15 protein-coding genes are annotated in these 12,678 nt (G+C 43.5%); 6 read left to right on the forward strand and 9 right to left on the reverse strand.

Features of this window, described 5'->3' with window-relative positions; all coding sequences use genetic code 11:
• Window positions 1–21 precede the first annotated feature (21 nt).
• Window positions 22–1,089 carry a DUF3541 domain-containing protein gene (locus IRQ95_RS07805; protein WP_194436408.1) on the reverse strand — a complete coding sequence of 356 codons (1,068 nt, stop codon included), beginning with the start codon at window positions 1,087–1,089 and terminating at the stop codon, window positions 22–24.
• A 139-nt stretch (window positions 1,090–1,228) separates the two neighbouring features.
• Window positions 1,229–1,813, reverse strand: coding sequence for an alpha-ketoglutarate-dependent dioxygenase AlkB family protein (locus IRQ95_RS07810; RefSeq protein WP_194436409.1), 585 nt, complete (start codon window positions 1,811–1,813; stop codon window positions 1,229–1,231).
• Between the two features lie 203 nt (window positions 1,814–2,016).
• Here IRQ95_RS07810 and IRQ95_RS07815 point away from each other — a divergent pair, with 203 nt between their 5' ends.
• Window positions 2,017–3,375: a sensor domain-containing diguanylate cyclase gene (locus IRQ95_RS07815; protein WP_194436410.1), complete on the forward strand. Its 1,359-nt coding sequence runs from the start codon at window positions 2,017–2,019 to the stop codon at window positions 3,373–3,375.
• Window positions 3,376–3,685: 310 nt separating this feature from the next.
• Here IRQ95_RS07815 and IRQ95_RS07820 read toward each other — a convergent pair whose 3' ends face one another.
• The gene (locus tag IRQ95_RS07820; protein ID WP_194436411.1) at window positions 3,686–5,194 is read right to left on the reverse strand and encodes a DUF3612 domain-containing protein; all 1,509 of its coding nucleotides are present in this window, start codon (window positions 5,192–5,194) and stop codon (window positions 3,686–3,688) included.
• Window positions 5,195–5,355: 161 nt separating this feature from the next.
• On the opposite strand from IRQ95_RS07820, the gene IRQ95_RS07825 reads away from it, so the two are divergent.
• Window positions 5,356–5,922 carry an aldolase/citrate lyase/malate synthase family protein gene (locus IRQ95_RS07825; RefSeq protein WP_194436412.1) on the forward strand — a complete coding sequence of 189 codons (567 nt, stop codon included), beginning with the start codon at window positions 5,356–5,358 and terminating at the stop codon, window positions 5,920–5,922.
• A gap of 50 nt (window positions 5,923–5,972) precedes the next feature.
• Here IRQ95_RS07825 and IRQ95_RS07830 read toward each other — a convergent pair whose 3' ends face one another.
• The 4 genes from IRQ95_RS07830 to IRQ95_RS07845 are packed head-to-tail and all read right to left on the reverse strand — an operon-like array spanning window position 5,973 to window position 7,788.
• Complete coding sequence (locus IRQ95_RS07830; RefSeq protein WP_194436413.1) at window positions 5,973–6,221, reverse strand: Rho-binding antiterminator; 249 nt, start codon at window positions 6,219–6,221, stop codon at window positions 5,973–5,975.
• The gene (locus IRQ95_RS07835; RefSeq protein WP_194436414.1) at window positions 6,218–6,628 is read right to left on the reverse strand and encodes a VOC family protein; all 411 of its coding nucleotides are present in this window, start codon (window positions 6,626–6,628) and stop codon (window positions 6,218–6,220) included. The genes IRQ95_RS07830 and IRQ95_RS07835 overlap by 4 nt, the downstream gene beginning before the upstream one ends.
• 27 nt (window positions 6,629–6,655) lie before the next feature.
• Entirely contained in the window at window positions 6,656–7,252 is a 597-nt protein-coding gene (locus tag IRQ95_RS07840; RefSeq protein ID WP_194436415.1) for a LysE/ArgO family amino acid transporter, read from the reverse strand.
• Complete coding sequence (locus IRQ95_RS07845; protein WP_194436416.1) at window positions 7,252–7,788, reverse strand: DUF924 family protein; 537 nt, start codon at window positions 7,786–7,788, stop codon at window positions 7,252–7,254. Before IRQ95_RS07845 ends, IRQ95_RS07840 begins: the two co-directional genes overlap by 1 nt.
• Window positions 7,789–7,971: 183 nt before the next feature.
• On the opposite strand from IRQ95_RS07845, the gene IRQ95_RS07850 reads away from it, so the two are divergent.
• The gene (locus IRQ95_RS07850) at window positions 7,972–8,265 is read left to right on the forward strand and encodes a hypothetical protein (RefSeq protein ID WP_228481335.1); all 294 of its coding nucleotides are present in this window, start codon (window positions 7,972–7,974) and stop codon (window positions 8,263–8,265) included.
• Window positions 8,266–8,336: 71 nt separating this feature from the next.
• Here IRQ95_RS07850 and IRQ95_RS07855 read toward each other — a convergent pair whose 3' ends face one another.
• Window positions 8,337–8,885: an MSHA operon transcriptional regulator gene (locus IRQ95_RS07855; protein WP_194436417.1), complete on the reverse strand. Its 549-nt coding sequence runs from the start codon at window positions 8,883–8,885 to the stop codon at window positions 8,337–8,339.
• A 201-nt stretch (window positions 8,886–9,086) separates the two neighbouring features.
• Complete coding sequence (locus tag IRQ95_RS07860) at window positions 9,087–9,212, reverse strand: DUF3012 domain-containing protein (protein ID WP_431358049.1); 126 nt, start codon at window positions 9,210–9,212, stop codon at window positions 9,087–9,089.
• Between the two features lie 504 nt (window positions 9,213–9,716).
• On the opposite strand from IRQ95_RS07860, the gene rbsD reads away from it, so the two are divergent.
• The 3 genes from rbsD to rbsC are packed head-to-tail and all read left to right on the forward strand — an operon-like array spanning window position 9,717 to window position 12,646.
• The gene (gene rbsD, locus IRQ95_RS07865) at window positions 9,717–10,136 is read left to right on the forward strand and encodes a D-ribose pyranase (RefSeq protein WP_194436419.1); all 420 of its coding nucleotides are present in this window, start codon (window positions 9,717–9,719) and stop codon (window positions 10,134–10,136) included.
• Between the two features lie 24 nt (window positions 10,137–10,160).
• The gene (rbsA, locus tag IRQ95_RS07870; protein ID WP_194436420.1) at window positions 10,161–11,666 is read left to right on the forward strand and encodes a ribose ABC transporter ATP-binding protein RbsA; all 1,506 of its coding nucleotides are present in this window, start codon (window positions 10,161–10,163) and stop codon (window positions 11,664–11,666) included.
• Window positions 11,663–12,646 (forward strand): ribose ABC transporter permease, encoded by a 984-nt coding sequence (rbsC, locus tag IRQ95_RS07875; RefSeq protein ID WP_194436421.1) that lies wholly within the window; start codon window positions 11,663–11,665, stop codon window positions 12,644–12,646. Before rbsA ends, rbsC begins: the two co-directional genes overlap by 4 nt.
• Window positions 12,647–12,678 lie beyond the last annotated feature (32 nt).

The raw sequence follows: 12,678 nt of genomic DNA on the forward strand, positions 1-12,678 counted from the left end.
CTCTACTTTAAATCAGGTAGTCTATTTGGGCTCTAGACCGTAAGGCATCCGAGAAAATATTTCTGGCTGGTTCAAGAAAGTGGGCGCTTTGTTCACTTGCTGCCAATCTAACAACATAATCGCCAATACATTACGATGCTCACCTTGAGAGAAATTAAAGTCCCCGGTGACAGACGGAACCATCCCTTTTTGTTTATCGATCGCTTTATTGATCGCTTTACGGGTTTTTTCAACTACAGGATCATCCTCTAGACCCGCGAGTAAGAACGAAATGCCGACTTCCGCAATCACATCTTCTTTTGCTCGAAGTATGATTTGGTCAATATTCTTACGGAAGTAGTCATAAATCCACTGGTGTTGCTTGGCGTCTACTTGCTTTTGGTAATATTGAGAGTCTGCAAATATGATGTGAGTCATACCATAAAGCTTATTGCCATATTGCTGTGGTGATAGCTTCTTATCGATATTATCTGGATAAGTTGCACGGAAACTATTGATAAACTCATCTACCACGTCTTGTTCGCCGAGTTGGCGGAGCCAATATACTTGATTTGCTAATTGTGCCGCCCATGCGCGGATCATATCAGGCTCGGTTGCGTAGCGCGCAAAATCGTAGTGGCGAATGACTTGACGTAGTTTTTCATCTTGTTGGTGTTTTAATCCGTATTCGTTTGCTCTCGCCATTGAGCCAAGAAGATCGACGCCAAGGTAGAGATACTCAGGCATATGTTTGGTCGCGTTAAAGCGACGGATACTGCGCTCATCGTCATCACCAATATAACCAGATAAGCGACCTTCTGAATATACATAGATACTTTCTGGCGTGTTTACTTCGGCGGCAAAATAGTTCAAGCGGCTTGCAACCCGGGCTAGGTCACTCCAAATTGCTGCAGCATACTTAGGGTCAAGAGTTTGGCGATACATTCTCAAACCGTAGTGACCTTCTTTAAAAGCTGGCAGCGTGTAGAGCTGCTGTTCGTAGGTTTGTTTGATCAGATTGGCTGACTCTTGGTATGTCGAAGGCGTATTAGCATACGCGTTGTGCGATAGAGCAAACCCAAGCAGCAGAGAAAGTAAGGTGTGACGCATTAGCATATCCTAGCTTATAAGTGATGAGAGCGCAGATTAGCAAACATCACACATATCAATGTAAGCCGCATGTCAGATTGAGGGTATTTTAGTGCAAGAAGCTCAATCTTCTCATTGAGTTTAGGCGCAAATTGTCGCTTTAGATGATATTGCGAAATGTGAGGTTGATGCGAGGTTGAGACACTTTCCGACTCTTAGGTAGAGCATGTCGCCAGTGATGTTGTAATTCTCCAGCCATTACGAGCAAACTGCCGTGGGTGAGTTCGAAATCAATCTTCTTATCGCCGTACTTTTGTTTGAGAGAAAATTTCCGAGACGCCCCGAGGCTGATAGAGGCAATGGTAGGATGTTCCCCTAACTCTTTTTCATTGTCTTGATGCCAACCCATGTAGTCATGACCATCGCGGTAGAGATTAAGAAGGACGCTATTAAAAGGTTGCTGGCAAATGTGTTCGCATTGCTGTTTCAGCTTTTCTAGAGCTGGTGGCATAGGATGCGGTTCTAGTTTTAAGCCGGAATATTGGTAGCTTTTGTCGCCAAACCATGCTTGAAGTCTTGGTTGTAGTATTGAACGTCCAAACATAGTAATGGACTCTTGTTGCCATGAAATATTGTGCGTTAAGTTGTGTAGAAGAGTATTGGCTGTGCCGATGGTTAAGAATTGTTCAATATGAATCAGTTTTCCTTTTTCGACTTGAAACCAGCGTGGTGATTCAGGCACCATATCCCCCTCCCTTTGTCGTCATTTTTGTCATTAAAAGCAAGATTATCGGTGTTTTTTCATCAGTTTTACTATATTTTGTAATAATTGATAAAGATATCACCAATTGTCATTACTTATCGCTTGTACGTAGTTTGGTTAACGATGGCGTAAGATCATCAGTCATTCAAGAGATAAATGTTTAGCTCATTTTACTGGGAGACTTTATGAGGTTTGAACGTAGCTGGCACCGTTCGTTAACGTTGTGTTTTGCTATCCTCATTGTTTTAGCGATCGCGTGCATAGAATACATAAATAATGTTCAGCACCAATACATCCAACAGACAGAGCGCGATAGGGCAAGGGAAGAGCTTTCTATTATACGCTCTCGCTTAGAAGCCCTCATCATCTCTGACATCTATCTCGTCAACAGTTTACCTGTTGTGGTTGCGGCAAACAGTGAGTTCTCGCGAGTGAGTTGGCGAGAGGTGGCTCAGATTGTGATTGAGCGCAGTTCGCATATTAAGGGAATCATTCTCGCTCCTGATGATGTGATTAAATTGGTCTACCCCTACAAGTATGAACGTTACATCGGAAGACGTATTGGCCACCCGCGACGTAATCAGGGCGCTAAACTTGACTACCAGTTAAACCAAGAGCCTTTAGTTGCAGATGCTGTTGAACTCGATAATGGTGATCTTGGCTTGGTCGCTAGGGTTCCTATCTATATCGACCCACCGTTCAATCAACTCTATTGGGGGAACGTAAGCGTGATTATCAATCTTGAGCACCTTTTGGATAACGCTGGTGTTCGGGAGTTCGCTAAGAATTATAATTTGGCGATTGCCTCAGTAGATGAACAGCTTAAGCCACAATCCTATTTACTTGGCGATGCTTCAACATTGAAAAACGCGTTTGCTAGCGAGTTAGTACTATTTCCCAATGGTACATGGATGATTGCGGCTTCAGCGAATCAGAGTTTTTTATCTGACGTTAATTGGTATCAGTTGAACAGTGCTCGCTTGATTGGTTATAGCTCGTTGCTGTTGCTTTGCGGCGCTTATTTTGCAGTATCGCGACTCTATCGCAACGCCAATCAGCGCTCTCTACATGATGAACTAACAGGCCTACCCAACCGACGTTACTTTATGTTCACGTTCAAACGTCAGTTTGCGCTTGCGAAACGTTCTGGAGTAAAAGAAAAATTTGCACTGTTAAACATAGATTTAGATAAATTCAAAGAGATAAATGATCTTTACGGGCATGATGCGGGTGATAGAGTTTTGGAATTAGCAGGGCAGAGGATACAAACTGCTTTACGGTCGTCAGATGTCGTTGCGCGAGTTGGTGGTGATGAGTTTTTAATCCTTTTACCCCGTATCATGGATCCGGCACATTTAGAATCGATTATAGAGAGCGTTCGTAGCCATCTGACTCATGACCCAGTTGAATATGATTCGCTACCTATCGAGCTGCAAGCAAGCATTGGCTTTGCGATTTATCAGCCAGATATGGAGTCGGTTGAAGACATGTTTAAAATTGCTGATGCCGCGATGTATAGAAACAAATTGCGTATTCAAGATTAATAATCGCATTTTGCAAATGTATTTTTTTGCAATTTAGAAACTAATTTGCATTTTGCAATCGTGCTATGCACATCGTTGGGCTGCAATTGGTGTTTATTTGTGCTAATTAACTGAATTTTGGTAATTTGAAAAGTTGGCACGATAGATGCTTTAGTTAAAGTGACCCTTATTAAGCCGAGGGTCACCTAGCCAACTGACGTTGTTAGTGAACCTACTAATTTGTTCACATTCATATATAGCCAATCACCTATTTGTGATTGGCTTTTTTTATTTTTGCTCTTGCGATTACCTTAATGATTACAGACCCTTTTTAGTCATTGTAACAACTTGGTTGCCTTGGGCAGACCGCACCTCTAGAGCAAATTACTCGAGCATCAAAGTTAAGGCCTCTCTCAACCCAGTTGATGTTTAGGATCTTAGCAATAGTGGTAAATTCGCGTTTGATGTGATGAGGAATCGGTGCGCTGCCGCCGTTCGCCACACACAGAGATTTTAACTCTTCTGCGATAGAGAGCGCATGTCCACCTTGAGCATTGATTGCTGGGTTGAGGTCGATTCCTGCGCAAAGTACGCGGTTATTTCCCGCCGGATCAGTCATGTTCATCGACTCGCAGCAGTAAATCCGAGGCTCATCGCCAACGTGCAGAATAGATATTTGCGCAGAGCTGCCATTTTGCGGCTCAGATAAACGTCTAAATACAGCCCAGTGCTGACAAGGGTCGTTAACCTTGCGCATATTCCCCCAAGGCAGTGGGATACCATTGCCACGATACACCGCTTTTAGCTTGTTTTGCCCATAAGCATCGAAATAGTGCCAATGTGGGTAAGGTGAGACTACCGTCATACGTCGCATCGCCACTGAAGGGGATACGCCCGCTTTCTTGTGCACATCAATCTCGTAGCCATTACGGTCGAGTAATTGCCTGAAGGGGACCTTTGGACATAGCAATGCTCCAGCGAAAAAGCTGGATTCGAAATCCCGCCACGCTTGCAATATGTGCTGTGAGTTAAGTTCGGTATTGTTGTTTTGCTCAGGCTGTTCTTCCCAAGTGTTGGCATGGCCAACGGATAAAACGCTTTTAAGGCCTTCTTTGCTATGGAGCACACAGTGGCCAATATAGACCGCTAAATCATATTTTAAACGGGTAGGGTAGTCGCGCAGAATCTCATTGAGGTAAATACTGCCCGGAGGCTCAAAAAATGAGGTTACCACCTGCTTGGCACTCATACCAAGTTCATCAACCACATCTTGCGGTGCGCGTTGAATCCATCGGATGGTCAACCCCATGCTGCGTGCAATATCCATTAAGTCTTGAGTGGATAGATTCAGTCGCTTTAGACCAATTTCTTCTGCAGCACGTTCAAGATCGGGAAAGTGGTTTTGATGGCTCTCTTGATGTGCTCGAATCAGGAGATGGGCAAATTGGCGACCGGTAATTCCCGTTTGCGACAACATTTCAGGAATGGCAATTTGCAGGATTTCTTTGGAAAACAAGAAACTGGGTTCTAGTGCCATACCACTGATGCCACCACGGTTACCTTTATCAGGGGTTATATCTTCGTGACTGGGTTCGTCATCTAAAAACCACGCGGGATCTTTTTGGAAAACTTCGGCGATGACCTCAAGCATATCGATACTCGGCACACGCTTGCCGCGCTCTATCATAGAGAGATAGGAAACCGAAGGAGCATACTCAGGATTGACACGAATACAACGCGCAGAAAGATCCTCCATGGTTAAGTGGTTACGTTTTCTAAGATTTCTTATCTTGGTCCCTAAAAAATGGGACTGACGGATTAAACTTTTTGACAGCAGCATTTTGTAAAATTCACAGTGTAAAATTTTTGTTGTGAAATTGTAGTAAAAAATTCGCTAATCTTCCTAGTAAGCAGTTCACAGATTTGTCATCAAATTGAAATTCAAATTACATGAGCTGCCAGGGATAAGAAATTTGTGCGTTATAACGCGAGGGAAAGACTATGAATATGCAAACGTTCGAAAACAATGAAATCCAAACAAATTCGACTTCTTTTATTGCGAATGCAGTCTTTGCCGTGGAAGCAATCAAAGCGGACCAAGCACAAGAGAAGCAGATGAAAACTAAGCAGCTGTTAGATCGACTGTTCCCACTAGAGAATGGATCTCACTGCGATGTAACTGAGTATGTAATCGACCTACGCCATGTAATGGCTTTCTTCAAAGATGGTTCTCATAGCGGTCTGAAGCATCCTAAACACTTTGTAGCCTTTACAGGCGAAAAAGAGCATCCACACTCAATACTTTTCCGCGATGGCACAGGTAGCCACATGGAAGTGATCTTTGGCCGTCAGAGAGGTACGGGTAGCGTTGAATTCATTACTATTGATGATATTCAAATGGAAACATGCACGACTTTCCCACAAATGGAATCAAGTTCAGCAATGCGCCACTGGATAAGCCTTGTAAAAGGTGATCATAAAGGTAAACCAATGGCTTGCAGCGAAGATAAAGAGTACACAGCAAAAAATGGTGATGATTACCGTTTAGACTGCTGCTACAAGCTGTAGTTTTGGATGAAAGAGCAATGAAGTGGAAAATCCAGCGTTAGCTGGATTTTTTATTGTTGAAATTCCACTGATGAAAAATGTGGGTTGTCGATGGTGACATGCAAGCTCTTGAGTTGTTCTGTTGGGATAAAGTGTGATTTGCCGTTACTTTCGAGAATGAGGCATTCCTGCTTGTCATCGTTGTAACCCGTATCAGTCGCGACACCGTGTATCTTTGTTCCATTAAGTAGAATAAGCGTTAAAGGGAAGTGATACATACAGACGATTTCAAGATAATCATATTGGCTACATGAGATCATGGCATGTCCTTAATTGGCTTGAGTTCAACGACGTTACCTTCGGGATCGGTTAGGTAGATAGAACGACCGAATCCTTGGGCGCCATAACGTTCAACGAACTCTTGGTTACTAGGGTTATATTTTTCTACCAGTTTCAGTGCTTCGGCTTCAGGAAGTGCGGTAATTTGCAGGCAGAAATGATCAACGTTTCGCCCATCTTGTTGAGGCGCTTTACCGCCCAACATGCCAAGTTGGCTATCAACAGTAACAATATCAATCAGTGCGCTACCTGCTCGCAGTTGAGTCAAACCAAGCTCAGGTAGGGTGCGCTCAACAGGACAATTCAATGTATCGCGATAAAAGTGCAGCATGCTCTCGAGTTGAGTCGTACGCAAGACAATATGATCCAGTCCCTTAATCTCAATCATGATTTTCCCTATGTTGATAGCGATCGTTTAAGTTATTAGTTTAAGCGCTAAAGCTAACATGATCATGCCGATGATGCTCTCTAGTATTTTCCAAGCACGAGCGTGTCGAAACAAAGGAGCTAATACTCTTGCCCCATAACCTAGACTAAAGAAAAATAGAAATGATCCTGTTATAGCCCCCATCGCAAACTGCAGTTTATACGGTTCATATTGAGTTGAGATCGAGCCGAGTAGTACAACAGTATCAAGATAGACGTGTGGATTAAGCCAAGTAAATGCGAGGCACAGGAGTATTGTACGCCAAGCAGAGGCCTGTGCATCTCCTTGCGGAGTTAGTACGTGATTGGTTTTATAGGCTGAGTAAAGGCTACGCACCCCATACCAAGTTAAGAATAGTGCTCCGCCATAGCGAGCAATAATCTCAAGATTAGGGAACTGTTTTACTAATGCGCCAAACCCTGCCACACCAGCAGAAATAAGAATGGCATCAGAAAGCGCGCAGATAAAACATACGAGAAATACGTGATGACGTTGAATACCTTGCTTAAGGACGAAGGCATTTTGTGCACCGATGGCGATGATCAAAGACAAGCCGAGTGCTAAGCCTGACAAATATGTGCTCATTAAAAACTCGAGTTTGGTTGCGCAAGAAACTCAATCTCTTCTGGATTGCTTGTGCGGTTTAAAATGGCGTTGCGATGTGGGTAGCGACCAAAGCGGTCAATGATCACTTTATGTTTGAGCTCAAAGTCGTAATTATTTTCCATGCCTGGTTGAGCAAACAGTGCTACCGCCTGTTCATGGATTAATGCGGATTCACTATGCATATAGGGCATGTAAAGAAAGGATTTTTCGATGGTGCTAAGCTCTTTGTCTATTCCTAGTCGAACCGCTTCTTGTGCCAGTGCTAACGCCAATGGATCTTGGCTAAAAGCCTGCGGAGTATTGCGATATACATTGCGTGAAAATTGATCTAAGACGATGATTTCCGCTAAGCGGCCTTGAGGAGTGTCGCGCCAAGCGAACAATTCGGCTTGTGCCGCTCGCTCAAGCAGCGAACCAAATTGAGTTTGAATTTGTTGATCAACTTCTGGATTGTATACAAACCAATCTTTGGGTTCGAGTTGTTTAAACCAAAAATCGAGCACTTGTTGTTGCATAGTGTTTCCTTACTAGTATGGCGTTTTATTCTCTAATACGGTGACCCATCGCAATATAGCTGTCTACATAGACTTAACCGTTTGCGTTGATAAGCACCTCAATATAGCGCATGGTAACAGAACTTGAAATCTTGCTCGTGGCACATATAATCCGCCTCACATAAAACCTCGAGCCGATTTCAAATGATTATTGCCAAGAAGCCTGATCGCGCAACCGCGATGCACAATCTTATCGAACAAGTTTTGGCTGAACTCCCTCTCTATGAGCCAGAAACGTTTATTTGTGGTACGAAAGGGAACTGTGTGGGTTGCCCGAAAAAGCTGTTAGAGATGGTGGATGGTGAACTGACCTATTGGCAAAGTGCGTTATCACGAGGAGTGGTGCCACAATTTGATGAAATACGTCGTTTCGGCAAGATGTGCAACAGCGTTCGACGCGGTTTAGAGCGGAACAATTTACTGCTTAAACCAGCTTAAGCTGTCTGAGAGCAAAAAAGGGAGCATTGGCTCCCTTTTTTACAGTTGATCAGTACGGTATCGGATTGGTTCTAGAAACACGCTTTTTTAACGAAGTAAGGGTTATCAAACTTTTTCTCAGGACCGACCTCTGAAATAACCAGTTTATTCCATAGTGCTTTATCAAATGTTCCTTTAGGAATCGAAGGGTAGAGGGTTTCTACTTCTTCATAAGCAAAACGCATAAACTGTTTTTTCTTGATCTGGTTATATTTGTTTGCGACCCGGTTGTGCTTTTTGATCCATTCAAGTTTGTAATCATGCAGAGCAGGTTCTGCCTGTTCAAATGGCACTCGTGACAAATAGACGCGCTTGTATGATACCTTGCGATCAAGCATGGTGCGCATTGCTGTCTGAATATATTTACCATGATGAGTAATGGAAATATCGTCGAGCTTAAATGGCTTAACATGCCAGCCTGTCGGTAAAAATTCTGGGCGTTTAAACTGCTTGTTTCGCACTTCAATCGCATTATGCAATACGATATCTGATGTGCCGTTAAACGTTTGCTGCCAGCGTCCAATACGGATCTGCAATGCAGTAGGTAAACGATAGATATTGGTAAACTTATCTTGGTCCATAAGCGTAAACACTAATAATTTGCCGAGATGCAATCGCATCGTGGCGGGTGTGTAATAGTTACAAGGATTAAAGAGTCTATTCCAACTACCGATGCCCGGCCAGCAAATGAATGTATGCAGATATAACGGCGGCTTAACTAGGCATTGGTACGTTATTGGCTAGAGAATAATGCCATCACAATGTTAAGGCAAGTCTCATTATTAGAAAATACAGTGCTTCGCAAAGTCTGTCGCTTCGTTCGCTGTCCAGTCTCCTTTGGCTTTCTGTTTCATATCTTCACACCATTCTTCACTGCCCACTTCGGTGCACCCAACGACAAATAACATCAAGCCCAAGGCGATTAGTAGTTTTTTCAAAATGAATCCTTATTTTTCGATGTTTGATGATTTAAGTATATACCGACGAGCGTTCAAGAGCTTGAGCGCTAAGAGAGTATTTTAGCCGAAGCCTCTGTCTTGTATAAAGAATCCAATAACGACTGAAAAAATCATCTTGAAAGATAAATACGCACTAATTGATTGATTTTCTGTGTGAAACAAAAATATAACCGTATTTGCGTTGTTTTAGCGTTAGTTTAGTCATTCAACTATCACCTATATTGTTGGTTTAAGTGATTGGCATCAACTTATTTGTCCATAAATGGCTAATCTTATCGATCGAAATCACATTAATGTCTAAGGGGTAGTGACCACAAAAAATTCTGTTCTATAGTCTCATCGAAACGTTTCGATGAGTGTTTTATCAGCAAATGAATCAGGTTTGATAACAAATTAGATGCCGAAACTGATTCACCACTGACAACAGAAGACGTGTGATTGAAGGTCGATGAGATGAAAAAAAGTACCCTACTAAATTCAGAAATTGCTTACTTGGTGTCAACGCTTGGACACACCGATGAAATAACTATCTGCGATGCCGGATTGCCGATAGCAGACCATGTGACTCGAATTGATCTCGCCCTGACACATGGCGTACCGAGTTTTATCGATACAGTTAGAGTGATTTTGACTGAATCGCAAATCGAGGGTGTGGTTATTGCCCAAGAGTTTGCTGATGTTAGCCCTGAACTTCACCAAGCTCTACTTACTGAGCTTGAGCTAGAACAAGCTCGTTGTAACAAGGTATTCAATGTTGAATACGTTTCGCATCAAGAATTCAAGCAGCGTACTCACCAAAGTAAGGCAGTGGTTCGTACTGGTGAATGCACGCCTTATGCCAATGTCATTTTCCAAGCGGGTGTCGTGTTTTAGGCCTAACCGAACTGAGGACGAGCTATGACTCAAGCAATTTTACAACTCAGCGAGATTGAGAAAGCTTTCCCAGGAGTGAAAGCGCTCGACTGCGCAAGCTTAAATGTCTATTCAGGTCGAGTAATGGCACTGCTCGGTGAGAATGGTGCAGGCAAGTCGACTTTGATGAAGGTATTAACGGGTATCCATGCTCCAGATGCAGGAACGATTCGTTACCAAGGTGAGCATGTGGCGTTTAAAGGCCCACGTGACTCACAACATGCTGGTATCAGCATTATTCACCAAGAGCTTAACCTGATCCCTGAACTGACTATTGCGGAAAACATCTTTCTCGGCCGCGAAATTACCGGCGCATTTGGCAAAATCCAATGGACGAAGATGTATCAAGAAGCCGACAAATTACTGAAGCGTCTTAACGTGAAACATAGTTCTAAGACACTGCTTGGCGATTTAAGTCTGGGTGAACAACAGATGGTTGAAATCGCTAAGGCGCTTTCTTTTGAATCAAAAGTTATCATCATGGATGAGCCAACCGATGCGCTTACTGACACCGAAACCGAGTCACTATTTAAAGTGATTAATGAGTTACGAGATCAAGGCTGTGGCATCGTTTACATCTCTCACCGATTAAAAGAGATCTTTGAAATCTGTGATGATATTACCGTGCTGCGAGATGGAAAATTTATCGGTGAATGTTTGGTTTCAGATACCGATGAAGATGGCTTAATTGAAATGATGGTGGGGCGTAAATTAGAAGAGCAGTACCCACGCATTGAGGTTAAACATGGCGAAATCTGCCTTGAAGTGCTTGGATTAACGGGCTCAGGTGTACATGACGTGAGCTTTACCTTGAACAAAGGTGAGATCTTAGGTGTGTCCGGGCTAATGGGCGCTGGCCGCACGGAATTGATGAAAGTAATTTTCGGTGCATTGCCAAGTGAACGCGGTGTAATTAATTTAGACAACAAAACCATTAATCCAGTGAGTCCGCAAGATGGACTCGCAAACGGCATTGCCTATATATCAGAGGACCGTAAAGGCGACGGTTTAGTATTAGGTCTATCGGTAAAAGAGAATATGTCTCTCTGCGCGCTGGATAAGCTATCGAAAGGTGGGCGCATTCAACATGGTGATGAAGTGACGGCAGTTGATGACTTTATCAAACTATTCAATATCAAAACGCCAACGCGAGAGCAGATCATTGGCAACTTATCTGGCGGTAACCAACAGAAGGTGGCAATAGCGAAAGGGCTAATGACAAAACCTAAAGTGTTGATCCTTGATGAACCGACTCGCGGCGTTGACGTTGGCGCTAAAAAAGAAATCTACCAACTGATCAATAAATTTAAAGCGGAAGGCATGAGCATCATTTTAGTCTCGTCAGAAATGCCGGAAGTACTCGGAATGAGTGACCGCATCATGGTTATGCATGAAGGACGCGTAAGCGGCATGTTTGCAGCCCAGGATGCCGACCAAGAGAAATTACTCGCCTGCGCAGTAGGTAAGCAGATCAATGAGGAAGCAGCATGAGTACTGAAACCATGAGCAAAACAACCCAAACTAGCGGTAAAAAGCTATTAAGCAAAGAGTGGCTAATCGAGCAAAAATCGTTAATTGCGTTACTGCTATTGATTGTTGTTGTCTCTTTCTTAAACCCGAACTTTTTTACTGTTGATAATATCTTAAATATCCTGCGCCAAACCTCGGTCAACGCGATCATCGCAGTCGGTATGACGATGGTTATCCTTACTGCAGGTATTGACCTAAGCGTCGGCTCCGTGCTGGCTTTATGTGGCGCCTTCGCTGCAACCATGATTGGTTTAGAAGTGCCAGTGATGGTCGCTGTACCAACTGCGTTAGTTGCGGGTGCTGCGCTAGGTGCAATTAGTGGCGTCATTATCGCCAAAGGTAAGGTCCAAGCGTTTATCGCAACGTTGGTGACGATGACCTTGTTACGCGGTGTGACGATGGTGTACACCGACGGTCGACCTATCTCTACGGGTTTTACTGATACTGCTGATGCCTTTGCTTGGTTTGGTACAGGTTATACGCTGGGTATTCCAGTACCAGTATGGATGATGGTGATTGTGTTTGCTGCTGCATGGTACTTACTGAATCACACTCGCTTCGGCCGTTATATTTATGCTGTGGGTGGTAACGAATCAGCAGCTCGCCTATCTGGTATTAATGTTGACCGCGTGAAAATCGGTGTATACGCCATTTGCGGTCTACTGGCTGCACTAGCAGGCATCATCATTACCTCGCGCCTATCTTCAGCTCAGCCAACAGCAGGTATGGGCTATGAACTTGATGCTATCGCTGCTGTAGTACTAGGTGGCACCAGCTTAATGGGTGGTAAAGGCCGTATCATGGGCACCTTGATCGGTGCATTGATTATTGGCTTCTTAAATAACGCTCTTAACCTACTCGACGTATCTTCTTACTACCAGATGATTGCTAAAGCAGTGGTTATTCTTCTGGCGGTAATTGTTGATAACAAAAACAAATAACACGCTCCCAACCATTTATTTTTTACACCAAT

The organism is Vibrio fluminensis (genome assembly GCF_015278125.1).
Classification (GTDB): Bacteria; Pseudomonadota; Gammaproteobacteria; order Enterobacterales; family Vibrionaceae; genus Vibrio; species Vibrio fluminensis.

What these genes read in the sequence shown, in the direction of transcription:
- IRQ95_RS07805 (WP_194436408.1), bottom strand. Translation starts at nt 1,089, where the DNA reads ATGCGTCACACCTTACTTTCTCTGCTGCTTGGGTTTGCTCTATCGCAC.
- IRQ95_RS07810 (WP_194436409.1), bottom strand. Translation starts at nt 1,813, where the DNA reads ATGGTGCCTGAATCACCACGCTGGTTTCAAGTCGAAAAAGGAAAACTG.
- IRQ95_RS07815 (WP_194436410.1), top strand. Translation starts at nt 2,017, where the DNA reads ATGAGGTTTGAACGTAGCTGGCACCGTTCGTTAACGTTGTGTTTTGCT.
- IRQ95_RS07820 (WP_194436411.1), bottom strand. Translation starts at nt 5,194, where the DNA reads ATGCTGCTGTCAAAAAGTTTAATCCGTCAGTCCCATTTTTTAGGGACC.
- IRQ95_RS07825 (WP_194436412.1), top strand. Translation starts at nt 5,356, where the DNA reads ATGAATATGCAAACGTTCGAAAACAATGAAATCCAAACAAATTCGACT.
- IRQ95_RS07830 (WP_194436413.1), bottom strand. Translation starts at nt 6,221, where the DNA reads ATGATCTCATGTAGCCAATATGATTATCTTGAAATCGTCTGTATGTAT.
- IRQ95_RS07835 (WP_194436414.1), bottom strand. Translation starts at nt 6,628, where the DNA reads ATGATTGAGATTAAGGGACTGGATCATATTGTCTTGCGTACGACTCAA.
- IRQ95_RS07840 (WP_194436415.1), bottom strand. Translation starts at nt 7,252, where the DNA reads ATGAGCACATATTTGTCAGGCTTAGCACTCGGCTTGTCTTTGATCATC.
- IRQ95_RS07845 (WP_194436416.1), bottom strand. Translation starts at nt 7,788, where the DNA reads ATGCAACAACAAGTGCTCGATTTTTGGTTTAAACAACTCGAACCCAAA.
- IRQ95_RS07850 (WP_228481335.1), top strand. Translation starts at nt 7,972, where the DNA reads ATGATTATTGCCAAGAAGCCTGATCGCGCAACCGCGATGCACAATCTT.
- IRQ95_RS07855 (WP_194436417.1), bottom strand. Translation starts at nt 8,885, where the DNA reads ATGGACCAAGATAAGTTTACCAATATCTATCGTTTACCTACTGCATTG.
- IRQ95_RS07860 (WP_431358049.1), bottom strand. Translation starts at nt 9,212, where the DNA reads ATGTTATTTGTCGTTGGGTGCACCGAAGTGGGCAGTGAAGAATGGTGT.
- rbsD (WP_194436419.1), top strand. Translation starts at nt 9,717, where the DNA reads ATGAAAAAAAGTACCCTACTAAATTCAGAAATTGCTTACTTGGTGTCA.
- rbsA (WP_194436420.1), top strand. Translation starts at nt 10,161, where the DNA reads ATGACTCAAGCAATTTTACAACTCAGCGAGATTGAGAAAGCTTTCCCA.
- rbsC (WP_194436421.1), top strand. Translation starts at nt 11,663, where the DNA reads ATGAGTACTGAAACCATGAGCAAAACAACCCAAACTAGCGGTAAAAAG.